The 24,693-nt window shown below is 32.8% G+C and carries 25 protein-coding genes and 1 pseudogene; 16 read left to right on the top strand and 10 right to left on the bottom strand.

Annotation, left to right across the window (positions count from 1 at the left end; translation table 11 throughout):
* Positions 1–5: 5 nt before the first annotated feature.
* The 6 genes from Q0X52_RS05395 to Q0X52_RS05370 all read left to right on the top strand — a co-directional run bounded on the left by Q0X52_RS05395 (position 6) and on the right by Q0X52_RS05370 (position 7,638).
* Positions 6–3,269 carry an ATP-binding protein gene (locus Q0X52_RS05395; RefSeq protein ID WP_297575774.1) on the top strand — a complete coding sequence of 1,088 codons (3,264 nt, stop codon included), beginning with the start codon at positions 6–8 and terminating at the stop codon, positions 3,267–3,269.
* Positions 3,266–4,033, top strand: coding sequence for a hypothetical protein (locus tag Q0X52_RS05390; protein WP_297575772.1), 768 nt, complete (start codon positions 3,266–3,268; stop codon positions 4,031–4,033). Before Q0X52_RS05395 ends, Q0X52_RS05390 begins: the two co-directional genes overlap by 4 nt.
* A 2-nt stretch (positions 4,034–4,035) precedes the next feature.
* Complete coding sequence (locus Q0X52_RS05385; RefSeq protein WP_297575770.1) at positions 4,036–6,135, top strand: dynamin family protein; 2,100 nt, start codon at positions 4,036–4,038, stop codon at positions 6,133–6,135.
* The gene (locus tag Q0X52_RS05380; protein WP_297575768.1) at positions 6,135–6,410 is read left to right on the top strand and encodes a hypothetical protein; all 276 of its coding nucleotides are present in this window, start codon (positions 6,135–6,137) and stop codon (positions 6,408–6,410) included. Before Q0X52_RS05385 ends, Q0X52_RS05380 begins: the two co-directional genes overlap by 1 nt.
* Positions 6,411–6,577: 167 nt before the next feature.
* Entirely contained in the window at positions 6,578–7,087 is a 510-nt protein-coding gene (locus Q0X52_RS05375; RefSeq protein WP_297575767.1) for a hypothetical protein, read from the top strand.
* Entirely contained in the window at positions 7,084–7,638 is a 555-nt protein-coding gene (locus tag Q0X52_RS05370; RefSeq protein ID WP_297575765.1) for a DUF4230 domain-containing protein, read from the top strand. The genes Q0X52_RS05375 and Q0X52_RS05370 overlap by 4 nt, the downstream gene beginning before the upstream one ends.
* Position 7,639: 1 nt before the next feature.
* Here the strand turns inward: Q0X52_RS05370 and Q0X52_RS05365 are convergent.
* Positions 7,640–7,759 (bottom strand): annotated as a pseudogene (locus Q0X52_RS05365) (uracil-DNA glycosylase); the annotation flags it as partial.
* A 199-nt stretch (positions 7,760–7,958) separates the two neighbouring features.
* On the opposite strand from Q0X52_RS05365, the gene Q0X52_RS05360 reads away from it, so the two are divergent.
* Complete coding sequence (locus Q0X52_RS05360) at positions 7,959–9,278, top strand: amidohydrolase (protein ID WP_297575763.1); 1,320 nt, start codon at positions 7,959–7,961, stop codon at positions 9,276–9,278.
* Between the two features lie 9 nt (positions 9,279–9,287).
* Entirely contained in the window at positions 9,288–10,631 is a 1,344-nt protein-coding gene (gene dcuC, locus Q0X52_RS05355) for a C4-dicarboxylate transporter DcuC (protein ID WP_297575761.1), read from the top strand.
* A 97-nt stretch (positions 10,632–10,728) separates the two neighbouring features.
* On the opposite strand, the gene Q0X52_RS05350 is transcribed toward dcuC, so the two are convergent.
* Positions 10,729–11,004 carry a hypothetical protein gene (locus tag Q0X52_RS05350; protein WP_297575759.1) on the bottom strand — a complete coding sequence of 92 codons (276 nt, stop codon included), beginning with the start codon at positions 11,002–11,004 and terminating at the stop codon, positions 10,729–10,731.
* A 112-nt stretch (positions 11,005–11,116) separates the two neighbouring features.
* Between Q0X52_RS05350 and Q0X52_RS05345 the strand changes: the two genes are divergently transcribed.
* Positions 11,117–12,412 carry a DUF445 domain-containing protein gene (locus Q0X52_RS05345; protein ID WP_297575757.1) on the top strand — a complete coding sequence of 432 codons (1,296 nt, stop codon included), beginning with the start codon at positions 11,117–11,119 and terminating at the stop codon, positions 12,410–12,412.
* Between the two features lie 29 nt (positions 12,413–12,441).
* Here Q0X52_RS05345 and pdxS read toward each other — a convergent pair whose 3' ends face one another.
* Together pdxS and rdgB are read right to left on the bottom strand one after the other, a co-directional pair.
* Entirely contained in the window at positions 12,442–13,284 is an 843-nt protein-coding gene (gene pdxS / locus Q0X52_RS05340) for a pyridoxal 5'-phosphate synthase lyase subunit PdxS (protein ID WP_297575755.1), read from the bottom strand.
* A gap of 48 nt (positions 13,285–13,332) precedes the next feature.
* The gene (gene rdgB, locus Q0X52_RS05335) at positions 13,333–13,956 is read right to left on the bottom strand and encodes an RdgB/HAM1 family non-canonical purine NTP pyrophosphatase (RefSeq protein WP_297575753.1); all 624 of its coding nucleotides are present in this window, start codon (positions 13,954–13,956) and stop codon (positions 13,333–13,335) included.
* Between the two features lie 108 nt (positions 13,957–14,064).
* Between rdgB and Q0X52_RS05330 the strand changes: the two genes are divergently transcribed.
* The 4 genes from Q0X52_RS05330 (at position 14,065) to Q0X52_RS05315 (ending at position 17,106) form a co-directional block, all read left to right on the top strand.
* Complete coding sequence (locus Q0X52_RS05330; RefSeq protein WP_297575751.1) at positions 14,065–15,369, top strand: MFS transporter; 1,305 nt, start codon at positions 14,065–14,067, stop codon at positions 15,367–15,369.
* Positions 15,359–16,072, top strand: a complete 714-nt coding sequence (locus tag Q0X52_RS05325; protein WP_297575749.1) for a 1-acyl-sn-glycerol-3-phosphate acyltransferase — start codon at positions 15,359–15,361, stop codon at positions 16,070–16,072. Before Q0X52_RS05330 ends, Q0X52_RS05325 begins: the two co-directional genes overlap by 11 nt.
* A gap of 24 nt (positions 16,073–16,096) precedes the next feature.
* On the top strand, positions 16,097–16,441 hold the full coding sequence (locus Q0X52_RS05320) for a CrcB family protein (RefSeq protein WP_297575747.1): 345 nt from the start codon (positions 16,097–16,099) through the stop codon (positions 16,439–16,441).
* A 209-nt stretch (positions 16,442–16,650) separates the two neighbouring features.
* Positions 16,651–17,106 (top strand): NAD(P)/FAD-dependent oxidoreductase, encoded by a 456-nt coding sequence (locus Q0X52_RS05315; RefSeq protein ID WP_297575745.1) that lies wholly within the window; start codon positions 16,651–16,653, stop codon positions 17,104–17,106.
* Positions 17,107–17,430: 324 nt separating this feature from the next.
* Here the strand turns inward: Q0X52_RS05315 and Q0X52_RS05310 are convergent, their stop codons facing one another.
* The 6 genes from Q0X52_RS05310 to Q0X52_RS05285 form a co-directional block, all read right to left on the bottom strand.
* Complete coding sequence (locus Q0X52_RS05310; protein ID WP_297575743.1) at positions 17,431–18,228, bottom strand: energy transducer TonB; 798 nt, start codon at positions 18,226–18,228, stop codon at positions 17,431–17,433.
* A complete protein-coding gene (exbD, locus tag Q0X52_RS05305) occupies positions 18,191–18,580 on the bottom strand; it encodes a TonB system transport protein ExbD (protein ID WP_297575741.1) in 390 nt (129 codons plus the stop codon). Before exbD ends, Q0X52_RS05310 begins: the two co-directional genes overlap by 38 nt.
* Positions 18,577–18,993, bottom strand: coding sequence for a TonB-system energizer ExbB (gene exbB, locus Q0X52_RS05300; RefSeq protein WP_297575739.1), 417 nt, complete (start codon positions 18,991–18,993; stop codon positions 18,577–18,579). Before exbB ends, exbD begins: the two co-directional genes overlap by 4 nt.
* Before the next feature lie 715 nt (positions 18,994–19,708).
* Positions 19,709–20,917 (bottom strand): molybdopterin molybdotransferase MoeA, encoded by a 1,209-nt coding sequence (locus Q0X52_RS05295; RefSeq protein ID WP_297575737.1) that lies wholly within the window; start codon positions 20,915–20,917, stop codon positions 19,709–19,711.
* Positions 20,910–21,350 (bottom strand): molybdenum cofactor biosynthesis protein MoaE, encoded by a 441-nt coding sequence (locus Q0X52_RS05290; protein WP_297575735.1) that lies wholly within the window; start codon positions 21,348–21,350, stop codon positions 20,910–20,912. Before Q0X52_RS05290 ends, Q0X52_RS05295 begins: the two co-directional genes overlap by 8 nt.
* A gap of 1 nt (position 21,351) precedes the next feature.
* A complete protein-coding gene (locus tag Q0X52_RS05285; RefSeq protein WP_297575733.1) occupies positions 21,352–21,573 on the bottom strand; it encodes a MoaD/ThiS family protein in 222 nt (73 codons plus the stop codon).
* 100 nt (positions 21,574–21,673) lie between these two features.
* On the opposite strand from Q0X52_RS05285, the gene nspC reads away from it, so the two are divergent.
* From nspC to Q0X52_RS05270, 3 genes are all read left to right on the top strand, one after another.
* A complete protein-coding gene (nspC, locus tag Q0X52_RS05280) occupies positions 21,674–22,828 on the top strand; it encodes a carboxynorspermidine decarboxylase (protein ID WP_297575732.1) in 1,155 nt (384 codons plus the stop codon).
* 67 nt (positions 22,829–22,895) lie between these two features.
* Entirely contained in the window at positions 22,896–23,846 is a 951-nt protein-coding gene (locus tag Q0X52_RS05275; RefSeq protein ID WP_297575730.1) for a formate dehydrogenase subunit gamma, read from the top strand.
* A gap of 19 nt (positions 23,847–23,865) precedes the next feature.
* Complete coding sequence (locus Q0X52_RS05270) at positions 23,866–24,585, top strand: winged helix-turn-helix domain-containing protein (protein WP_297575727.1); 720 nt, start codon at positions 23,866–23,868, stop codon at positions 24,583–24,585.
* Positions 24,586–24,693 lie beyond the last annotated feature (108 nt).

The following is a 24,693-nucleotide window of genomic DNA, read 5'->3' as shown; positions in this document are numbered from 1 at the left end:
TTATTATGTATGATTTGATGATTGAAAATTTTCAAGAAATAAAACTTGATAAAGCTATAAACAATTTCTTAGAAAGGGTTGGTTATGAAAATTGTGAGCTTGAAAATTTAGAGTTAAAATACTCTAGCGAGTTGTCATTTATAAAAATATCTCATATAACTTATGCAAGAGATAAAAGTCAGACTGATATAAATTTAATTGATTTTGAGCAAATTTTAAATGCAATTTCCTCAAAAACTGGAAAATTTATTTACGTCATAGAAAGCAGTGAAAAAGGAGTTGATTTATATCTTGGTACGCATAAGGATTCGGTGAATTTTTTAAATGCAACCTTTAATGGAATTTATTCTGGTTCATCTAGTGAGATTTGTCAAGACCTAAATTTTGGCGATATGGAAAACAAAAAGGCAATGCTTGGTATTCCATCTTTAAAAAGAGATTCTGATAAAAAATACAAGCAAAGTCTTGAAAATATCTTATTTCCTATGCAAGGCAAAAAATTTAGGATAGTTATTGTTGCTGATAGTTATGATAATTCGACTATAAAAGAAATTATTTCAAAATATCAAGAGCTTGGTAACGAAGTTCATAAGCTTGCAAAAATAAGTAAAAATGCCACACAGAGCGATTCACAAACAAAAGGAATAACTTTTACAACTGGAAGTAGCCAAAGTTATGGAAATAGCCAAACAAAAGGCTTTAGTGAAACTGATGGTTATAGTGATACAACAATATATGGAAATATTTCAAAGAGTTTTCCTATAATTGGTGCAGCAATTGGCGGATTGTTTGGATATGTTGGGGCTGCAATTGGTGGTTTTGCCGGAAATGCTTTTCGCTCATCAAAAACTATAAACCATAGTATCACAAATAGCAGCTCAGATACAACTAGCTACACAAAAACGACAAATAATAGTCAAAGTGACTCAACAAGCGATACCAAAACAAAAGGTGCTGGTGTAACATTTGATGAAATAAACAAAAACGCTCAAAACATAGAAAAAATGATAGATAAATATATAGAAAGATTTGAAAAAGGTCTAAGCTATGGTATGTGGAATGCATCACTTTATATACAGGCTGATGATGAGATTACATTAAGTGAGCTAGAACATACTTTAAAAAGTGTTTATAGCGGGGATGAAACTCATTATGAAAGCATAAGGTTTACTCCAAATTTAAAACATTCAGTTGTAAATTTAGATAGATTTCCAACTGCTTATTTTAGTGATAAAATTATAGCAAATCCAATTCATCAAAGTTTTGCAGGACTAAATTCTACTATTAACTCGCAAGAATTAGCCATTTTATCTGCTCTTCCAAATAATGATATAAATGGTATAAGCGTGACTAAAATTTCTGATTTTGGATTAACTCAACAAAACAATACAAAAACCAATAGTTTTATTGAAATAGGCGAAATTTTAAATAAGAAAAAACCTATAAATCAAAGATTCAAACTTAGTTTGGATGCTTTAAATTCACATTTATTTATTTCTGGTGCAACAGGTGGTGGAAAATCAAACACTATTAAGGTTATTTTAAAAAGATTAAATGAAAAAAATATACCGTTTTTAGTGATTGAACCAGCAAAATCTGAATATAAAAATCTTTTGAGCGATATAAAAGATTTACAAATTTTTAGACCAGGCGGCAAAGATGATGTTTTTAAATTTAATCCATTTATTTTTGAATATAATAAAAATAATATAGCTATATCTTTAACAAAACACATAGATATGTTAAAAACAACTTTTATTTCAGCATTTGCTATGTATGGACCAATGCCTTATGTTTTAGAAGATGCTATTTATCAGGTTTATGAAGAAAGAGGTTGGAATTTAAATACAGAATCCCATCCATATTTTACAAATAGTGATAGTTTTGATGAATTTAGAAAAAGCTTATTTTTTCCAAATATGGACGATTTAAAGAGAAAAGTTGTTGAGGTTGCAGATAGGGCTGGATACTATCAAGATGTAGGAAGTAATATTAAAGCTGCATTAAAAACTAGGATAAATAATTTAACTCTTGGTATAAAAGGAAAGATATTTAATTCAATATACGCATTTGATTCGAAAATTTTATTTGAAAAACCTACCATTATAGAACTTTCAAATATAGTAAATGATGAAGAGAAATCTTTTTTTATGGGACTTTTATTAAATAAACTTTATCAATACAGAGAAGAAAGTGGAAATTATAGTGGATTGAAACATGTCACAGTTATAGAAGAGGCTCATAGACTCTTGCCAAATATATCACTCAATGTGAGTGGTGAAGATTCAAATGCAAGAGTTGGAGCAGTGGAAACCTTTACAAATATTTTGGCTGAAATTCGCTCTTTTGGTGAGGGAATTATTGTAGCAGATCAAATTGCCTCTAAACTAAATCAGGATGTTATTAAAAACACCGATATTAAAATAATTCATAAAACAATGTCTTATGAAGATAGAAATTTGGTTGGAAAGGCTATAAATTTAAATGATAATCAAATTTTAGACATTGCAGAACTTAAAAAAGGTGAAGCGATAGTCTTTAATAGGGATATCCATCAACCATTTCTAGTTAAGATAGATGAAAATAAAGAAATTCCGTTACAAAAAACAGATATAGAAAATTTCTATGAACAATTCATAACAAAAAATCCAAATTTTAAGTATGAGATGTTTTATGAAAAATATTATTATCTTGAAGAAAAACCAAATTTAAAAGAGTTAAATTTAGACTATTTAAAGCCTGAATTTATCAAATTTATAAATTTGATATTTGCCAATAATAATATATTAGATGGATTTAAACAGTTAAAAAATATTTTACCAGAATATAAAGATGACAAGTCATATATTTATGCGGTTTTATATCTTTTTTCAAATTTAAACTATATTTCAAATTATCAATACTATAACGATATTGATTGTTACATGGAAACTTATAGAACTTTTTTTGGTGTTTTAAACTCAATTATAAATGAAAAAGATGATCTGAAGGATAAAGTTAGTAAATTTGTAGATTCTTTTTTTCATTGCAACATTAAAACTATTTATCCACTTATGAATAGTTTTCCAAAATATGAAATTGATTACACACTGCTAATATTAGAAAATATATCTGGCAGTGAAAATATATTCGAGATTTGGTCCAATATAGAAATAGATGATGCTTTAAATGAAAATTTAGATACTTTTTTATCAAATATAATTGGTTTTTCAGACTCAAATATAAAATTTGCCTCACAAGCAATTAAATGTATAAAGGATGTATTATGAATATTTTAAATTTTACTAAAGAGATAGAAAAATCCTTTGTTGAAACAAAAGTTTCATTATTTGAAAAGTTCATAAAAAAAATTTCTCCAAACGAGCTTTTGGCTAAATCAAGAGAGCTTGGTATTTCTGATGTGCAAAAAGAGGGCATGCATTTCGCAAACGATACTTTGAAAGAGCGAATAGAAAAAGATCTTCCCGAGGCTTCAAAGTCAGAAACAGACAAAATAAAAGGTGATATATCAGAAAGACTTATGGATTGGCATTTTAAAAGAACGGGTTGGGAAAAAATAGAAGGAGAAGTTGGTTGCAATGGCATAGATGGATTATATGTAAAAAGAGATAAAGATGGAAATATTATAGATGTTTTAGTTGTTGAGAGTAAATATAATACTTCTCGTCTAGGAAAGACCCAAAATGGCGAACAAATGTCAAAAGAGTGGATTGAAGCAAAGGTGGGTGAATTGCGAAAGAAAGATCCTGAGAATTCTGATTGCGCTCAAATCGAAGAAAAAGTTTTAAACGGTGAATATAGAGCAAGAATTTGGAGAATGAAAGAAATTGATGGTAATTTACAAATAGAAATCTCAAAAGTAGATTCTAGTGGAAATGAAGTTAGTCAAACGCCTTTAAAAGGAAATGAAAACTATAAGATAAACAAAATTCCTAGCATAGATTTAAATAATCCAAAAAGTACTTTTGAGGAAAAAATAGCTGATGGATATGAAAAAATAGTTGACCAAGAAATTCAAAATAGAAAGGGATAAGAATGAAAACTAAAAATATTTTAGAACAAAATATTGATACTTTAAAAAAATATTTTGAAAAATATAAAAATAAAGAAAAAGAACAAGAGTTAAACAAGACAATATCTGATTTAAAAAATCAAAAGTATAAAATAGCAGTAGTTGCAAATATGAGCGCTGGAAAATCAACTTTTATAAATGCTTTATTTGGCGATGATGTTTTGCCAGCGTATAATCAAGCAACAACCGATTGTGCTACATTTATATGTTCTAAAAAAGGCGTGAGTAAAAAGGCTGTGATAACTTTTAGCGATAATAAGCCTAAGATAGAGATTGTTGAGAATTTAGAGCAGGAGATAAAACAATATGCTCAAAAAGATGAAGACTGCAAATATGATAAATACAAAAATGTTGAAAAAATAGAGCTTTATTATCCTTTTAAAAATATCAGAACAGATCTCAATGATGAGCTTGAGATTATTTTTATAGATACTCCTGGGCCAAATTCAACTGGAGATGAATACAAAGAAAAACATAAAGATCAAACAAGAAGTGTGTTAAATGAAGCTAATTTAGCACTATTTTTATTTGATTATGGCCAAATAGATGCAAATTTAAGAAGTGATGGGCAAGGTTTGTGGAACACAATCAAAGAAAAACATAGTAAAGATAAATTCTTTGAAGTCTATTTTATTATAAATAAAATAGATATGGCCTTTGAAGATAATTTTAAAGATTTATCTTATATACAGGACAAAGAAGAATTTATAAAGGCAAAAAGACAAAATTGGTTTAAACACGAAAATTTAGCTATTGAAAAAATTAAAATAGCAGCTCAAAAACATGGCATACAAAATCCAATAATCTATACAGCTTCATCAAAATTTGAGCTTTTAAATAGAGACATAACAAAAAGTTTTGACGATGATGATGAACTTGAAGAATTCAAGAGAAAACATTTTATAAGAATTTTCAAGAATGAGTGGGAAGAAAAATTTATTGAATATTTAGGATTTGAAAAACTTGAAAAAGATATAAATAATCTTATAAAAGATAAATTCTTAGGCAATTTTCTTGAAAATATAAATTTTAAAATTAAGTCTATTTTAAATGAAGAAAAATCAGATTTATTAAAAAATATACTAGTTTTAAAAAAACCAAAACAAGAAGGCGAACTAAGACTTAAAAACGCTATGGATTTCTTAGAAAATGGAGCAAAAACACTTGAAAACAAACTATATGATAGTCTTAAAAAAAAAGAAAATAAAGCAATAGAAGAGATAGAATACAGTATAGAAAAAAGAGCAAAAGATGAAATTATAGATCAAATTGATGTTATTGCTAAAAAATCCATCGCTTATTCTATTGAGTTAGCATCAGGAGCTGATTCAACTAGCGCTAAAAGAACAGCTGAGAGGAATTTTAGAAAAATAAATCTTGGTAAAGATCAAATAGAACTCTCTCATAAAATAAATGTAGAAGATGTTATGTATAGTATGCAAAAATATGCAGGTAGTCTTATTAACGATTGTAAAAATAACTATCTTGATATAAAAACAGATATAGATAATATTTATTTTGAATTAAATAGAGCCTTGACAAACGAAATTGAGATGGTTAAATTAGAACTCAATAAACAGCTTGAAAAAGACTTGGATATTACAATTGGGGAAATTAATCTGCCAAAGCTTGACATTGCGACATCTTTTAATACTGAAATAAAAATTCCTAGCTCTACTATCTCATACGAATATCAAAGTGCTCGTTATGAAACAGTTAGTGATTCTACTTGGTATAAACCTTGGACATGGTTTAGCAAAAAAAGAATTATGGTTAAAGATGAAAAACACACTATGCAGGTAAGTGGATATGAACTTAAAGAGATCTTGTCGCAAAATATGCAAAAAGGAGTTGATGAGCTCATAGAAAAAGAAAGAAAAATACATATTGAAGCTATAAAAAATTATGTAGATAGCTCAAATGGAATTTTTGTTGAGTTTAGAAGGAACAAGTTAAGGGATATGGACAAGTTAAAAATAGACATACAAAATAGCGAAAAAAATTTAAGTATTAATCAAACTAAACTTGATTGTTTAGAAAAAATTGAAAAGGAGATAAAGTAATGTCGTCAATGGGAAAAATTTTAGTGGTAATTGGTGTTGTAATGGTAGCTGGTGCAATTTGCTATTTGTCTGATAGTAAAAATGAAAATAAAGCCAATGATAGCGATAATATTCTTTCGAATGCAGATAGATTTGATACCTATAAAGAAATGGTTGAAGAAATGATTGAAAAGAAAGAGTGGAATGAACTTGAAAGTATGCTAGAAAATAATTTGGCATTAAACGATTTTCCTGAAATTATTAAAATGATAAAGGATGCATTGGACAATAGATAATTTTTCATTAATTTTTAAGTAAAGGCAAAAAATGAAAAAAATATTTTGTTTGATAGTTCAAATTTTAAAGCCCATATGGGCTTTTGTTGAGAGACATTTAGTTTTATTTCGGCTTTTAGCTTTATTAATATTTGGTGGTAGCTTTAAGCTTGGGTTTTTTTGACTTTATGAAAAAAAGCGGAAAGACAAATATGGAAGTGAGTATGCGAGGAAGTAAAAAAATCGATACGCTATTTACATCTTTTGCTTATGTGCCAATTATTGTTTTTAAGGATAAGTTTACTTTATTTTCCGATAACTCTAATATGGCAGATGGTTACTGTCTTAGGCGTTATGAAGTTGGACTTGGTTACAAAAATATTTATGAAATTTTCAAAAAATATGAAAACGATATTTGTCAAAATGACAACATTGAAAATTTGCCAAGTCCACAAATAATATCCACAAATCCAGTTTCATCAGAAATTTATGGAAAATATACGAGATCGGAGTGTGATTCATATGATATAAAAGAGGTAAATGGTACAAAAAGTGAGATAGAAATAAGAAGACATATATATCAAAATTATGGAAATTCTATATCAAAAAATGGTAAAGATATGTTGATGACATTTTTGAAAAATTATTGCCCTAACAACATGCATGCCAGTCAAAATAAAGCAAAGGATAATTTATGAGATTTAGATTATGCTTATTTTTAATAATTTCTTTTTTAATTACAGGTTGTTTTAATAGTGAGGAAAATGAAGCTTTAACACAAAAATTAAATTCACAAATTTTAAAAGATATGGGCTATTTGTCAAATTTAGAGGCTTTTTATGGGATTGACTTTACAAATACAAGTAAAAATTTAATAAGAAGTAATGATTTTTATGTAAGAGTTGATGATGTTAGGATATTTTACGGATATCCACTTGATAAGATAAAAGTAAAAGTCTATGGCAACGATAAAAAAACACTTTATGTAAAACTTCCAAGACCAGAGCAGATTTCAATAGATAGAAAAATAGCACATTTAAAAACAAGAAGAGAAAAATATGCCCCAATTGATGAAAATGGAACCGAGTTTGATGTAGAAAAAAAGATGACGGAGGCTTTAAATTCGACTTTGCAAAAATACGAACCAAAAATGCTTGAAATGACACAAAATGTCTCAAAAGAATATTTTGAAATGATAGCAAAAAATAATAATATGGATCTAAAACTTGAGCTTGAATATCGTGAATAAACTAATAGTTATTTAAATCCCAGTCAATCGGGCTTTTTCCAAGCTTTTTTAAAATTTCATTTGTTTTTGAAAAATGTTTGCAACCAAAAAAACCACCTCTTGCCAAAGGGCTTGGATTGGCTATTTGGATATTTTATTACTGCTTAGTTAAGATATATATCAACAAATAAATGTATTCAAATTTAACACCATCAACAACCAATCTTAAGTCTTAAGTCAAATTTAATTTTATTTATCAAAAAACTAATGTTTTTGATTTAAGTAAATTTAAGCTTAATTCGTTGTATAATTAAGCTCATATAGATTTTAAGGAGGAAAATATGGATAAGATTGCACAGTTAGTGACAAGTTATAAAGACGAGATGAAAGAGCATAGAAGACTTTTCCACTCTCACCCAGAGAGCGGTTGGGCTACATTTTGGACCACTGCAAAGATTGCCTCTTTTTTAAAGAGCTATGGATATGAGTTAAAGTTTGGCGATGAGGTAGTTTGCAAAGATGAGATGTATGGCGTAGCAAACGAGGACGTGCTTCAAGCTGCTTATGACAAAGCACTAAAACTACTAACCAAAGAAGAAGCCGAGATTTTACCAAAGCTAAAGGGCGGTAAAACAGGCTTAGTTGCCACTATAGATACCAAAAGACCGGGCAAATGTGTGGCTTTTAGATTTGATATCGATGGCGTTGATGTAACAGAGAGCAAAGAGAAAACTCACAGACCAACAAGTGATGGCTTTTCATCACAAAACGACGGCGTAACTCACGCTTGCGGACACGACGGACACATCACAATAGGACTTGCACTTGCAAAGGCAATTGCCTCAAATTTAGACAAATTTAACGGCAAATTTAAGTTCATTTTCCAAACAGGTGAAGAGGGTTGTAGAGGCGCTGTTGGTATGGAAGCAGCGGGCATTTTAAAGGGCATTGACTATCTTTTTGGAGCACATATTGGATTTAAGGCGACAGAGGATAGATCATTTATCTGTAGAGTAAATAAAATTCTCTCAACCACCAAATTTGACGTTTATCTCAAAGGACTTTCAGCTCACGCATCAGCCGAGCCACAAAAAGGTGCAAATGCACTTCTAGCAGCGGCACAAATGGCACTTTTGATGCATGGCATTACAAGACATGGCGAGGGCGTTACTAGAGTAAATGTTGGAGTTTTGAGAGCGGGCGAGGGAAGAAATGTCATCGCACCAAATGGCTATTTGGCATGCGAAACTAGAGGCGAGACAACAGAGCTAAATGAGTTTATGTATGACAAATGTGTAGATATCATTGAGGGTGTTAGCAAGGCTTTTGGAGTTGAGTATAAGATAGTTCGCACAGGCGGCACAGGGGGCGGTGATAGTAGCAAAGAAGCGGGAGAGTTTTTCTATGAAGCAGCGCTTGAGTCACCTTTTGTAGACAACGATAAGATCATCAAAGAGTATGATTTTGGTGCTTGCGAGGACTTTTCTCACTTTATGGATAAAGTTCAAAAAAATGGCGGTATCAGCGGATATGCGATGATTGGAACAAAACTCAAAGCAGGTCACCACAACTGCCTTTTTGACTTCAACGAAGATGCGCTTTGCAGCGGACTTGATGTCTTTTTAAGAATTGCTACTAAGATAAATGGAAACAATAAATAAGGAGAGATAATGCAGACTTTTAGGATAATTTTAGCCATTGTTGGTTTGATAGTGGCTATCTACCTACTCATTAAAAAGCGCGATACCAAAACTGTGCTTATAGGTGTTGGACTTGTGCTTTGTGTGCTTTGCCTAAATCCACTAGGTGCACTAAATGCCTTTACGGCAAGTATGACAAAAGCAGCCCTTATAAAGGCTATTTGTGCTAGTATGGGTTTTGCCTTTGTTATGAAATATACAGGCTGCGATAGACAGTTTGTCTTGATGCTAACTAAACCTTTGAGAAATGTTGGATTTATCTTAATCCCGCTAGCAGTTGCTATAACATTTTTTATAAATATTGCTATTCCATCAGCAGCAGGTTGTGCGGCAGCGGTTGGTGCTACTATGATACCACTTTTGATGAGTGCCGGCGTTAGACCAGAGATGGCAGCTTCAGCTGTATTTTGCGGAACTTTTGGCTCACTTTTAAGCCCAGGACTTTCACACAACGCAATGGTTGCAGGATATATCCAAAAAGTTGATCCAACATATACAATCCCAGATATAATCCAAGTTCAAATACCAAGCGCATTGGCAGCACTTGCTGTAGCGGTTGTTGGTATCTCTGTGATGGCACTTTTCTTAAAAGACTTCCAAAAAGGTACAAATTTCAATCTTGCTAATAACACAGATAAAAAAAGCAGCAATGCAAGCGATGAGAAGATCAACTTCCTTCATGCTATCATGCCAATAATTCCACTTCTTATACTAGTTATAGGTGGAGTCTACACTGCAACACACCCAGAGCTAAAAGGTATGAGCGTAAAGCCATATTGGGTTAGCTTTATCACTATGGGAGTTGCTGAGGCGATGTTGCTTGGTGCAGTAATTACTATCATCGTAACTCTAACCAACCCAGAAAAAATAACAAAAGAGTTTTTCAGTGGTATGGGAAGTGGCTATGCCAACATCATGGGTATCATCATAGCAGCGGGAGTTTTTGTCGCAGGACTCAAGGCTTGCGGAGCTATTGATTTGGTAATCGAGTGGCTTAAAAATGAGAAAGACTATGCCATTTATGGTGGAACTTTCATACCATTTTTAATGGGACTAATCACAGGTTCAGGCGATGCGGCAACTATGGCATTTAATGAGGCGATAACCTCTCGTGCTCTTGAGCTTGGCTTTGAGCAAGACAAACTTGGAATGGCAGCAACTATTGCAGGTGCTCTTGGTAGAACTTGCTCACCGATAGCGGGTGCGGCTATAGTTTGTGCAGGAATTGCAGGTATCAATCCTGTTGAGATGGTTAAAAGAACAGCGCCAGGAATGGTTGTTGCGCTACTTGTAGTTGTATTTGTAGTGCTTTGATATTAAGAGAGCAGTTTTTGCTCTCTTTGAAATTTAAATCTAAATTTAACTCTATTTTGGGGTTAAATTTGAAGATAATTTTGATTTTTAAGAGAGATTACTCTCTTGATAAAATGCCCTCTTTGTAGTTAAATGTAGGAATTTTGTCTGTAGTAAAGCTTTCAATAAATTTTGCCTTTTTTTCATCTATATTTTTTGGTGCAAAAAACTCATTCTCGATAGACCACTCATAGATTGGCTCATTTATAGGATAGGCGGTAAGTGTGCCGCTAAGACTATACTTTTTTATAAAAATTTCAGCAAGTTCTTTTTGATAGAAAGCGCCTAAAATCGTATTTTTATTTGAGAAAATCCAAATGTTGTTTATCTTCATCTCTTCTACTTATTAAAATATTTCTTACTATTTTAATATAAAAACCTTTATCTATCTTAAATAGTATAAATTTAGTGTAGAATTATCTTTATTTTAAGGAGTTTTTATAAGTATGGAGATGAATATGGATAAAAATGGCGATAAAACATCATCAAAAAACTTTGAAATAACAATTTATGATGAAGATGCAAGACAAAAGTGGCAATATCAGCAACACGAGCAGATAAAAAAACAAGAGCTTTTTAAGATGAAAAGCTTTATGGTAGCAGGACTTGTTGTTGCTTTTGTGGTCTTTTTGGTGGCACTTTTTTATGATATAAAGTGGCTAAAAGCGGTAAGCGAGGCAGCGCTTATTGGCGGACTTGCCGATTGGTTTGCAGTGGCAGCGCTTTTTAAAAGACCGCTAGGCTTTCCTTTTCATACGGCAATCATTCCAAACAACAAAGATAAAATTGCCAAAAACTTAGCCATCTTTGTAAGGGCGGAGTTTTTAAATAGGCGAAATTTAAAAGAGCTTGACTTCATCAAAAGCTACAACACCAAAAAGTTTATTCACAACTTTTTACACTCCAAAGAGGCACATTTCAATATAGATAGCCTTTTTGTCACTGTTGAAGAGAAAATCTTGCCATATATCTATAAAAAACTTCGAGAAAGCAAGAGCTTAAGTGGCACTTTAAATATCTCAAATGTTGATTTTGCCACTATTTTTGCAAAGACACTGTTAGCTTTCAAGCAAAGCAACAAGGACGCTCTTATACTAGATGGCATTTTGAACTCTTTGGAAGAAAAACTCAACAAGTATGAGCCAGAGATTAAAAAGAAAGTAACTATAGGTTGGGGCGCTAAGTTTTTGGCCTTTCTTACTAGCTATGATAGCTATCTTATAGATGGTATAAAGAGCTATCTACAAAGGTGCAAGCAAGAGGGCAGTAGTGAGCGAGTAAAGCTTTTAAAAGATATCGATAACGTCATCGATAAATTACTTTTAGATGATGAAAGTAAAGCTCAATTTAACCAAAATTTCATAGCCTTAACAGACTCAAAAACTTTGGCAAATATGATAGACGCCATTATTTTGTCTATTGAAAATGACAAAGGATTTAACACTCTTTTAAAAAGAAGTTTTGGTGATATGCTAGAAGAGCTGATAAAAGATGATAGAAGAGTTGCTGCTTTTGATGAGTGGCTTAAAAAGTTTGTTATAAATTTGCTAAGTAACAAAAGTGAGCTAATATCATCTTACATTGAAAAGACTATCAATAGTTGGGATAGTAAAACAATAAGCAGAAAAATCGAGCTAGAGATCGGCAAAGATCTTCAATACATAAGGCTAAATGGTATGGTTGTGGGAGCTTTGATAGGGCTTATTATCTACTTTATAACAACTTTTGTGCAAAATCTCTAAGACCGCTTTGACAGTCTTAGAGCTAGTTGTTATCTCTCTTGCATTTTTATCTCTAAATTGCTAGCGCAAATGCCTTTCATAGCCTTGCCAATGCCTTTGGAAACCTCTTTTAAAACATCAGCATTTTTATAGTTTTTGACCGCCTCTACGATGGCTTTTGCTCTTTTTTCTGGATCGCTTGATTTGAAAATACCGCTACCAACAAAGACACCCTCAGCGCCAAGTTGTCTCATAAGTGCTGCATCGGCTGGTGTTGCAACGCCGCCCGCACTGAAATTTAAAACAGGCAATTTTTTGTTTTTATGAACAAATAGTAAAAGCTCATAGCTAACACCAAGATTTTTGGCGCTATTAAAAAGTTCATCTTTTTTAAGTGCGGCAACTACTGCTATCTCTTTGTGTATGGCTCTTAAGTGGTTGACCGCTTGAGAGATGTCGCCAGTGCCTGCCTCACCTTTGGTGCGTATCATCTTTGCGCCCTCTTCTATACGTCTAAGTGCTTCGCCTAAATTTCTAGCACCACAGACAAATGGAGTTTTAAACTCTCTTTTATCTATATGATAAAACTCATCTGCAGGTGTTAAAACCTCTGATTCATCTATAAAATCAATGCCTAAACTCTCTAAAATTTGTGCCTCTACAAAGTGACCTATACGAACTTTTGCCATAACAGGGATATTTACAGCCTTCATAATATCCTCTATCATCTTTGGATCGCTCATCCTAGCAACACCGCCCATCGCCCTAATGTCTGATGGAACACTCTCAAGTGCCATAACAGCAACAGCTCCCGCATCTTGTGCGATTTTGGCCTGCTCTACATCCGTTACGTCCATAATGACGCCATCTTTTAGTTTGTCAAATATATTCATCTTTACTCCTTAAATTTGAGATTATATTACAGAGAATAAAACAAAAAGTTAAAATAGTCGAGATTGTGAGACTTTTTTATCAAATAGTCTTAAAAGTATCTCAGCAAGTTTTAATGCTTTTGTTCTGTGAGAAATTTGTAGTTTTGTTTTGTCATCTAGCTCGCCTAGAGTTTTGTCATAGCCATTTGGTATAAAAAGTGAGTCATATCCAAAGCCATTTGTGCCTCTTTCTTCATCTATCACACTTCCATACATAAATCCATGAACACAGTAGTTGCCAAATTTGGAACTAAGTGCGATAGCAGCGCTATAAAAAGCCCTACTTGTAGTAACACCTTTTTTTTCTAACTCAGCCATAAGTTTTGCTCTATTTGCCTTATCATCGCCATGTTTGCTATATCTTGCAGAGTAGATCCCTGGTTTAAAGTCCAAAGCCTCCACGCTTATGCCACTATCATCGCTTAAGACTATAAACTCATCTTTTTGTTTGTCGCTAAGTCTTTCATAGAGTGCGGTTGATTTGATGAGTGCATTTTCTTTGAAACTTTTGCCAACCTCTTCAATCTCAAAGCTATCAGTAAGCTCTGTAAGTGAGTAAATTTGATATTGATGAAAAAGTGCTTTTATCTCTCTTATCTTGTCTAAATTTGTGCTTGATACTACTATTTTCAACTCTTATCCTAAATTTGAAGATAGGGACTATTTTACCAAAATCCAACAAAAGAGAAAAATTTATTAGCTATTTTATGATAAACTTTTTGTTTTATGAAAGGAAGATTTATGCTAAAAAGCACTCTACCGCTCTCATTTATAGTTGCTACTAGATTTTTTGGGCTTTTTATAATACTACCTGTTTTTAGCGTCTATGCCAAAAATTTAGATGGTGCAAATACTTTTCTTATCGGTATTGCTATAGGAATTTATGCACTTATGCAGATGGTTTTTCAACTTCCATTTGGTCTTATGTCAGATAAATTTGGACGTAAAAATAGCATATTGATAGGGCTAATTATCTTTATTGTTGGCTCTTTGGTCTGTGCACTATCAAGTGATATCTATACTATGATTTTTGGTAGGTTGCTCCAAGGGTGCGGCGCTGTTGGAGCTGTTGCAATTGCTATGATAAGCGACTTTGTAAAAGAGGAGTTAAGAGCTAAGGCGATGGCTATAATGGGCGCTATGATTGGCTTTGGCTTTACTATCTCTTTGGTTATTAGCCCAGTTTTGGCTAGATTTTTTGGACTTTCAAGTCTTTTTTATCTAAGTGCTTTGCTTACTGTTTTTTGTATCATTCTTCTTTATACAGTTGTGCCAGCTGAGCCAAAGATAAGTAGTATCGAGAAGAAGAGCAATATAGCAACTCTTTTAAAAGATAGAGATCTTTTTTTGATGAATATGACAAATTTTTTGCAAAAGATGATTATGACGATAGCTTTTTTGGCTATTCCGCTCATATTGGTAAATAAAATGAACTACAACATCGATAAACTTTGGATTGTCTATAGTATCGCTATGTGCTTTGGTTTTGTTGCGATGAGCTTTGTTGGAATGTTTGGCGAAAGAGGTGGGCTTGCTAAAGCGATTTTGCTTTTTGGAATTGTCCTTTTTGTCATAGCCTATCTTCTCTTTGCACTTTCAAGCTCAAAGCTATTTTTCATCGTAGGAGTTACCATCTTTTTTGTAGGCTTTAGTATGCATGAGCCAATACTTCAAAGCAGCGTCTCTAAATTTGCCAAAGCTACACAAAAAGGGGTAGTTCTTGGGATATTTAACGGAGTTGGATATTTTGGAAGTTTTTGCGGCGGACTAATTGGCGGCTTTTTTATGCACAATTATGGGATAGGTTGGCTTTCGCTCTTTGTCATAATTATGGCCTTTCCTTGGTTTTATAAACTTATTTTTCTAACCAACCCAAGTCTGCTTAAGAGCTTTGTCTACAAAAAAGAGAAGTTAGATCTAACAAAACTTCACAACATTAAAGGCTTTATAGAGTCTTACAAAACAGGGGAGAGTTATGTCATAAGATATAATTCAAGTTTAGTTACAAAAGAGCAGTTAGAGGAGGCTTTGAGAGATGAGAGGTAAAATAGGAGCTTCTGTTTTTGCAATCTATTTTTTGCTAACAGTTTTTATTGTGATAATTTTTATGGCGCTATTTAGAAAGAAAAATAGAAGCATAAGGAAGGTATGGGGCAAGTTTCAAAAGCTTTTTTTGAGATATCATCTTATAGAAAATGGCAAGCTAGATGAAGAGGCGCAGCTACTACTAATCAACCATAAAAGCATGCTTGATATCATCATCCTAGAGGAGCGTCACCCAAAAGATCTAGCATGGGTTGCCAAAAAAGAGATAGGGCAGATCCCGCTCATTGGTCAGATTTTAAAACTTCCAAAGATGATAGCGGTAGATAGAGGCAACTCAAGAAGCTTGCCAAAATTTCTAAAAGATGTTGAAGATAGAGTAAAAAACAGCAGAGTAGTCGCCATCTTTCCAGAGGGCACTAGATCAAAGGGCGATAGACTACTTAAATTTCACAGTGGCGCTAAAATCATCGCACAAAAGCTAAATTTAAAGGTTCAACCGATAGTTTTGTATGATACTTCAGCGATAATGAACGAAAAGACCTTTTGCGTTAAATTTGGACAGGATGTGAGTGCAACTTATCTGCCAGTTGTAGATATCAGCGAGCAAGATTGGTTTGAAAAGACAAGAGAAGAGATGCAAAAAATTTATGATAGAGAAAAAGAGCGTTTTGCTAATGGCTATTATAAAAAAGTTGATGCGTAATTTGGCTCTATTTTAGGCAAAAATATGAGTTTAAAACTTCTACTTTTAGTTGGATGTGGTGGCTTTTTTGGGGCAGTTTTAAGGTATGTGATAGCTACTTTTTTCTCTTATAGTTTTCCGCTAGCTACCTTTATAGTCAATATCTTGGGTGGATTTTTGGTGGGCTATCTTACAAAAATGGGTCTTAGTTTGGAGTTAAGAGTTCTTTTGATAGCGGGATTTTTGGGCGGACTTACCACTTTTTCGACCTTTACCATAGAAAATATCAACTTGCTTCAAAATGCCAAATATGCGCTTTGTTTTTTAAATGTAGGACTTAGCATAGTTTGTTGCTTCGGAGCTTGTTATTTGGCTTTGAAATTTAGCTAAAGTTTTGGTTGTAGCCATTTTTTGCTTGTAATTGTGTCGGTATAGTTCACCAAGGCGAATTTAATAGGTGCTTTTATAAAATCTTGCCAGCTAGAAAGCCAAGCAGGCTGTAGTTGATGCTTCGGAAAAACTAAAAAGAGAGCAAGAGTAAAAAAATAGCTTTGAAATATCAGCACAGGAACCAAAAGAAAAAGAATCAAATAAAACAATTGCAAGATAACGCGGCAATAATTAGCGGTGGAGGAAAATGCAATATCACAAATGAAAATATCTCTTTTAAAAAAGATTTATTAAAGTATTATCTTGGTGATAAAAACTTTATAAATCAAATCATTTCAAAATTAAACTATTTAGAAGTTTTGGAATTTTTCAAACCTTTAAAATTTGAAAAAGTAAAAAACTCGCAATTTTTTTGCAAAACTGGTTCAAAAAGTGTTTTAAATTATCTAAAAAGTAAAATTACAAATCCAAAAATTTATTTAAATACCGAAGTTTTTGATGTTGTAAAAAATGATGATATTTTTAAAATTTATACAAATAATGGAAATCTTGAATGTAAAAATTTAATAGTAGCAAGTGGTGGATTAAGCTATCTTGTCACTTTTCACGAAAAAAATATAAAAAATATTCTCATTCTTTACCTTTTTATTTTCCTCACCAAATAGCCATATAACCACACTTTTCAAGCCTTTGCCACTCTTTCTTACTTTTTTTACATTATACATAAGATTTATCACTTGAGAATTAAATAGTTTTGCTATATTAAAGACTAAATTTAGCTTTTAAATTTAGTCTTTTTTATTTTTTTACACATAAATTTACATATTTAAATTCTACAAAATACATTTATTGATTTTATTGTTTTTACTTTTATAAAGCTTTATCAAATTTTTAACTTTTATAGTCTTTAAATCATATAGATTTATGAGATTTTAAACCTACTTTTTAAAGCAGGTTTAAAATTTGTGTAAAACAAAATTTAGATTAATTTAATTAAGTGTAAAATTCACAGGAATATTAAAATTGGTTTTTACACTTATTTTTGGAAATTTATTCTTTACTCTATTGATAGCTTGTATGACAGTATCATCAAGGATTTTATAGCCGGATGATTTTTTAACTTTTATATTTGTCACGCTTCCATCAGTATCATAGGTAAAACTAATAGTTGAGATTCCTCTTTGTCTTAGACGCTTTGCTCTGATAGGGTAGTTTTTCTTAGCTTCTTTTGCGATGATTGCTTGGATTTGAGCTCCAATGTTGAGCTTTTCATCAGCACCTATACTTTGAGCTGTATTTTCGCTATTTATCGCACTTGAGGCGACATTATTTGCATTTGGATTATAAGCGTTAAATCCACCACTTTTTGCTTGTTTGGGTTTAGGCTTTTTCTCGACTTTTTTTGGAGCTGGTTTTTTAACTACTTTTTTAGGTTCAGGTTCAGGCTTTTTTTCGACTATTATTGCCTCTTCAACTGGCTTGATAATTTCAGGTTCTTCTGCCACCTCAACCTCTTCGATGACTTTCTCGACTGGTTCGTTTATCTCAACTATTTCTTCTTCTACTACTGGTTCAACCGTTTCAGTAGGCGCTTCATCATTTGGTCCTCCACCAATTTCAAAGATGTTTAAATCGATCTTTGTAATATTTACAGGTGGCTGCGTTTTAAGCTTTGGTGCATAAAAAAATATCCAGTAAATTAAAGCTCCATGAAATAAAGCACTTATTAAAGCCCCGATTAAAAAGCCGTTATTTTCTAGTTTCTGTTGCGATTGCGAAATTTTCATGTTTTTTTAACTTTAAAATATCTATAACTTTTACAAAGCTTTCAAATTTAGCCTCTTTATCACTTCTTAAAACTATTGGAGTTTTAGGATCAATTTCTTTCATGTATTCTTCAAACTCAGCTTCTAAAATAGGCTTATCATCAAGATAAATCGTGCTATTTGCATCTATTATGATATTTACGACCTCTTTGTTTGGATCGCCTTCGCCACTTTTTGATTTTGGGAGGTCTATATTTATATTTCCTTGAGCTATAAAAGTTGATATGCTTAAAACTATACACAAAAGCACAAGCATAACGTCTATCAGCGGAATGACATTAAGTCCGTCTTTTTTTAGTTTTGAACGCCTCATCGGTTATTATACCTTGTCATTAAAACATCTACTTTTCTACTAAAAGCGTTATATATCATAAGTGTTGGAATAGCTACTAAAAGCCCAAGCGCAGTTGCTTTTAAGGCTAAACTCATACCGATCATTACAGCACTTGCATCAACTCCTCCTGCTAAACCCATCTCATAAAAGGTTACCATGATACCAGCAACTGTTCCTAAAAGCCCAATATATGGAGCATTTGAATATATTATGTAAAGTATAGTCAAGTTTTTTGTCAGAGCGATTTCAAAATCTTCAGCATTTTTATAATCACTAAATTTAACTTTTGCATAAAAATAAAGTCTTTCAACCGTATAAAGTAAGACTAAAAAGCTCATAAATGCGAGCAAACCCATTATTGCGTATTCAAAATAATGTTTTAAAAATTCCATTCCTTTAAACCTTTTATTAAATTTTATTTTTTAAATTTTTTATTGTTGTTTATGGTGAATATATTTTTATATAACCAAAATTTGGCAGTGCTTTATAAAGATAAGATAATTTTTTCGCATTTTAGTCCTTCTAAATTTATTTTAAATATATAATGATAGTGCGTATCATCATAATTATAGCTGTGTAATTTATAAAATATTTGCTTAAAAAACAATAAAAATAGATAAGGATTATTAATAACATTGTTTATATTATTAATAGCCATTGTAAAAGTAGTGCCCAAGTCCTATTGTGAAGATAAAATTTCCATAAAGAGAGTGCTCCACCCAGCAAAGTAGGGTTGAGTTTGATTTTTAAATAAATTAATATATCTTAATGCAAAAAATGTTCTAAATATAATTTCTTGAAAAAATGCTGATAAAATGGGGTAAAGCAGCATTACTAAAATCCAAATATCTATTTTTTGAAAAAATAAAAGTAAAAATAGTTAAAAAAATGGATAAAATTAAAAATCTTTTAAAAATATCTTTAAACTCATCAAATTTAAAACCTTTAAAAAGATTTAAATTTGCTTTTTTTATATGATAAAGTGCATATAAGCTCCCAAGCCAAAGGACAAAAAACATATAATTTTTTGGCAAAATTTGCAGTATAAAAAGAGCTGGAATGAGTAAAAATATTATTAAAAACTCAATATATAAAAAACTTTTTTCATTAAAGCATCTTTAAAACTTCCACAACATCGCCACTTTTATATCCCTTAAGCTCTTTTGGCACCATAAGTAACATAGCATCGTTGTTTAGATTGCTAATAATAGCACTCGAACCTCTCTTTTTGCCACTTAAATTTACTCTATTTTGACCCTTTTCATCGACATAAAGATTGCAGGCAACAAGCTCCAAAAAAGGACTTTTTCTCTCATAATCCTCATCGATTATCGCTCTTATTCTGTAGTTTTGCCCTAAGCCAAAGATGTGATTTAGAAACTCCCTTATAAAAAGAGTTGCCGTAACCATCGCTGAGTAGGGAAAGCCAGGAAGTCCAAAGATAAATTTATCGTTAAATTTAGCTATTTTTAGATGGCGCCCAGGCTTGATAGCAACGCCATTTACTATCATCTCGCCATCTCCTAAGATCTCTTTTACAAAGTCATAATCCCCAACACTAACTCCGCCAGTCGTGATTAGGATATCGCTACCATTGCAGCCATTTAAAATAGCCTCTTTTACCAACTCTTTTTCATCTTTAACTATGGGCAAAAGAGCGGTCTCGCAGCCCAAAAGACGAAGCATTGAAAAGAGCGCTATGTGGTTTGAACTTCTAATCTGAGCGTCATTTTCAAGTGGCTCGCCAAGATCTTTTATCTCACTTCCAGTTGCCAAAATAGCAACCTTTGGTTTTGCAAAAACAGTTACACAAAACTCGCCAAGCTCTGCTAGAAGGGCGATTTGTGAGTAGCTAAGAGTGGTGCCTTTTTTTAAAAGTAGCTCATCTTTTTTATAGCTTTCCCCAACATCTCGCACAGCAAAGCCTCTATCTACGCTCTTTAATATCTCTATTGTCATCTCTTTTAGAGCTACATTTTCTATCGGTATCAATGTGTCGCAATTTTTGGAAAGAAGCGAACCTGTAAAGGTTTTGACGCACTCGTTTTTGCCTACCTCTATCTCTTTGTTGCTACCAGCGGGAAGTTTTGCAACTATTTTTAATCTTTTGTTTTTGATATCTTCATAGCGGCAAGCATAACCATCCATCGAAGCAATGGGGCTTTTTGGGTAGTTTTGTTTTGCAACTATATCTTTTGCTAGCACTCTTCCAAGTGCCTCGGTAATGGCAACATTCTCTACTCTATCCCAAGGCTTTGTGCTTTTTAAAAGTGCATTAAGAGCTGTTTCATAACTTACATAATCTTTTTTAATCATCGCTAAGTATCCCTGCATTTGGTAGTTTGTGAGATCTCTGCTTTGCATAGACTCTTTTTTTCTCTATGATGTCATATTTCCAGATTGGGGCGTTTTGTTTGAAGTCTTCAACAAACTCAGCAAAAAGCTTAAGTCCAGCGGCTCTTCGTGGCGTAATTATGGCTGCTACATATGAGCACTCATGGATCAAAACATCGCCTTTGGAGTGTGCTAAAAGCGCATATCCATCTATCTTTTTAAGCCTTTCTTGCCAGCCATCAAGCCAACTTTTAAGAAGCGGTTTGTGTATATCAAAGCTAAGTCCATCTATGCCATCTTCATCTCTTACTATTCCTGCAAATGTGATAAAAGCGCCGCAATTTTTATCTTTGTATCGCTCATACCACGAGGCATAAATTTTTGTAACATCTAAAGCACCACTATAAATTTCCATCTTATCCTCCACAAACGGGCGGAAGTATAGAGATTACATCGCCATCTTTTAGCCCTACATCAAGACTATCAACAATAGTGTCATTTATAGCAACAGATGAGATTTTTAACCACTCTTTTAGCTCTTTATCGTTGGCAAAAAGCTCTTTTAACTCTCTTAAATTTGAGATATCAATCTCTAAACTCTCTCTTTTAATCGGTCCTAAAAATTCAACTCTTATCATAACTACCTCTTTTTTAACCTCAAATTCTATCTTATTATTTATAAATCATAGCAAGATTTGTGATATTTTCTATATAATTTATAAAAAACTGGAGTGCCAAATGAACATTAACGATATCAAAACACCAGCTTATGTCTGCTATCTCCCAAAGCTCATTAGCAATTTAGAAATCTTAAAAAGTGTTGGCGATGAGAGTGGGGCAAAAGTGCTTTGTGCATTAAAAGGTTTTGCATTTAGCTTAGCAATGCCCTATGTTGATAAGTACCTTTGGGGAGCAACTTGCAGCGGACTACATGAGGCTAAATTTGCAAAAGAGTTTATAAAAAATGGCGAAATTCACACCTATTCACCAGCTTTTAAAGATGAAGATTTTGATGAGATTATGCAAATTTCAAATCACATTGTCTTTAACAGCCCAAATCAAATTTCAAAATTTAAACAAATCGCGCTTGATAAAGGCATAGAGTGTGGTCTTAGGATAAATCCAGAAAGCTCTTTTTCGCCAAAAGATATCTACAATCCTTGTGCTAAATTTAGCCGCCTTGGAACAACAAAGGCAAATTTGCTAAAAGCTCTAAAAGAGGATAAGAGTTTGCTTGATGGCATTAGTGGACTTCATTTTCACGCACTTTGTGAAGAAAGCAGTCAAAGTCTAAAAAAAGTTTTGGATAAATTTAAAGCTGATTTTGGCGAGTTTATCCATGGGGTAAAATGGGTAAATTTTGGCGGTGGACATCACATAACTAAAAAAGGTTATGATATAAAACTTCTTATAAATTTGATAAAAGAGTTTAAAGATGAGTTTGGTGTTGATGTTTATTTAGAGCCTGGCGAGGCGGTTGGCTGGGAGTGTGGGGACTTGATAAGTTCTGTTTTAGACATCGTTGAAAATGAGAAAAATATTGCTATTTTGGATACTTCAGCTGAAGCTCACATGCCAGATACCGTACTTATGCCTTATCGTCCAGCTGTTGTGGGTGAGAAAAAAAGCGCTAAGTTTGAGTATAGATTTGGTGGAAATACCTGCCTAGCAGGAGATATTGTAGGGCTTGAAGAAGGAGATGCTGATTATAAGTTTGATAGGCCTTTAAAAGTTGGTGATAGGATTATATTTAAAGATCAAATTCACTACACCATTGTAAAAAACACAACATTTAATGGCATAAAGCTACCTGATTTAGTTTTGGTTGATGAAAACGCAGATGTTATAAAAAAAATAGAGTTTGGATATGAGGAGTATCGCCGTAGAAATTAGCACTAACTTTTTGTTGAATAAAGCGTGCTATCATTGTTCATTAAAAGTTTAGATTGAGAGGTTGATTATGAGAGCTTTGTTTCTTTTGTTTGGGCTGTTTGGAACACTTTTTGCTACCAATGAAGACTTTGTAAATAAGTTAAATTTAGATAGTCCTGTTTGGGCAAGCGGTCGTTTTACAAATATCGATAGCTATAGTGATGGTTTTGCTAAATTGTTTGTCTATTTGCAAGGCAACGACTACTTTGCAATGGGTGCTGCAATTGGGATTTTTGGCGTGATATTGGCATTTGCGCTTCACTACATTATCGTAGGTCCAAAAAAGTTTTCACACGACCATGGCAAGGTCTATGCATTTAGTGCCTTTGAAAGGATTATCCATCTAATAGCAGCTATCTCTTGGACTATACTTGTGCCAACCGGCGTTATCATGATGTTTGGCGCAACTTTTGGTGGTGGCTTTTTTGTAAGGCTCTGTAAAAACTTGCATGGACTTGCAACTATCTCTTTTGCCATAAGCCTCTTTCCGATGCTCTCTTTTTGGTTTGTAAGAATGCTTCCTAGAGTTTATGATATAAGATGGATGTTTATGGTAGGCGGTTATCTTTCCAAAAACAAAAAGCCAATTCCAGCAGGCAAATTTAACGCCGGTCAGAAAGCTTGGTTTTGGGTATGCACTATTGGCGGGCTAATTATGGTAATAAGCGGCACAATGATGTTTTTTTTAGATCACTACACACCAGCTTTTGTAAGAGAGTTTTTTGGAATTAGTCAGATAGAACTTTTAAGAGCTGCAGCTCTCATCCACAACATACTTGGCATAGTTTGTGCTATCTTTTTGCTAGTTCATATCTACATGGCAGTTTTTGCTATAAAAGGGGCAATTCACTCCATCATCACAGGCTACAAAGAGGAAGAAGAGGTCTATATACTTCATCACTATTGGTATCAAGAGTTAGTTAGAAAGGGCAAAATAAAGCCATCCATATTTGAAAAGCAATATCTAAATTTAAAATAGCCAAATTTAAGAGAAATTTATGGAAAGTCAGATTGCCAAGCTTATAGAGGAGAAAAAAGACAAAGAGGGCAAAATTAGCTGCAAAAATGCCCTTGAGATAGCCAGCAAAACAGCAATCTCACCACTAAAGGTTGGCGAGGTGGCAAGCAAGCTTGGCGTAAAAATTACTGATTGTGAGCTTGGCGAGTTTGGAAAGTTAGAGCTTGGAACTGCAAGCGCCGCTCTTTATGATGAGCGCTTTAAAAAACTCTTGGATGAAAAGAGAAGAATTTTTTGCAAAGACGGCTTAGAAGTGGCTAAAGATGTTTGCCCAAAGACCATTAGAGCGACGCTTAAAAACTTTAATATCGGTGTGAAGTATTGTGAGCTTGGCTGTTTTAAAGAGAAAAAGAGCAAAAAAATGGTTGTCAAAACTAAAATTTGGATAGAAAATGTCGATGGTAAAATGCTTTTTGGCAAAGGCAAAACAGAGATCTTGGAAGCCATTGATGAGGTTGGAAGTATAAAAAGAGCCTCTGAGATTTTGGATATGAACTACAAAAAGTGTTGGAGCCATCTTAAAGTTTTGGAAGATAACTTAAAAGAGGAGCTTTTTTTAACCAAACAAGGCGGTAGTGGGACAAAGTTGCTGCCACGAACATTGGAGTTAATAGCTGCCTACAGAGAGCTTCAAAAAGAGATTGAAGAGTTTGCAAACAAAAGATTTAAAGAGCTTTTTTTAACCAAAAAAGTAAAGTAATTTATACTATTGTGCTAAAATTGCACTTAAGCTTCAAGTGTTGAAGAGACATAAAAAAGGAAAAATTATGAAAATTGATTGTAAAAATTTAGAGTGTCCAGCTCCTTT

It is taken from the genome of uncultured Campylobacter sp., from assembly GCF_947255105.1.
Lineage (GTDB): Bacteria > Campylobacterota > Campylobacteria > Campylobacterales > Campylobacteraceae > Campylobacter_B.
Note: the sequence above shows the minus strand (reverse complement) of the source record. Positions and strands in the feature narration are given on the sequence as shown.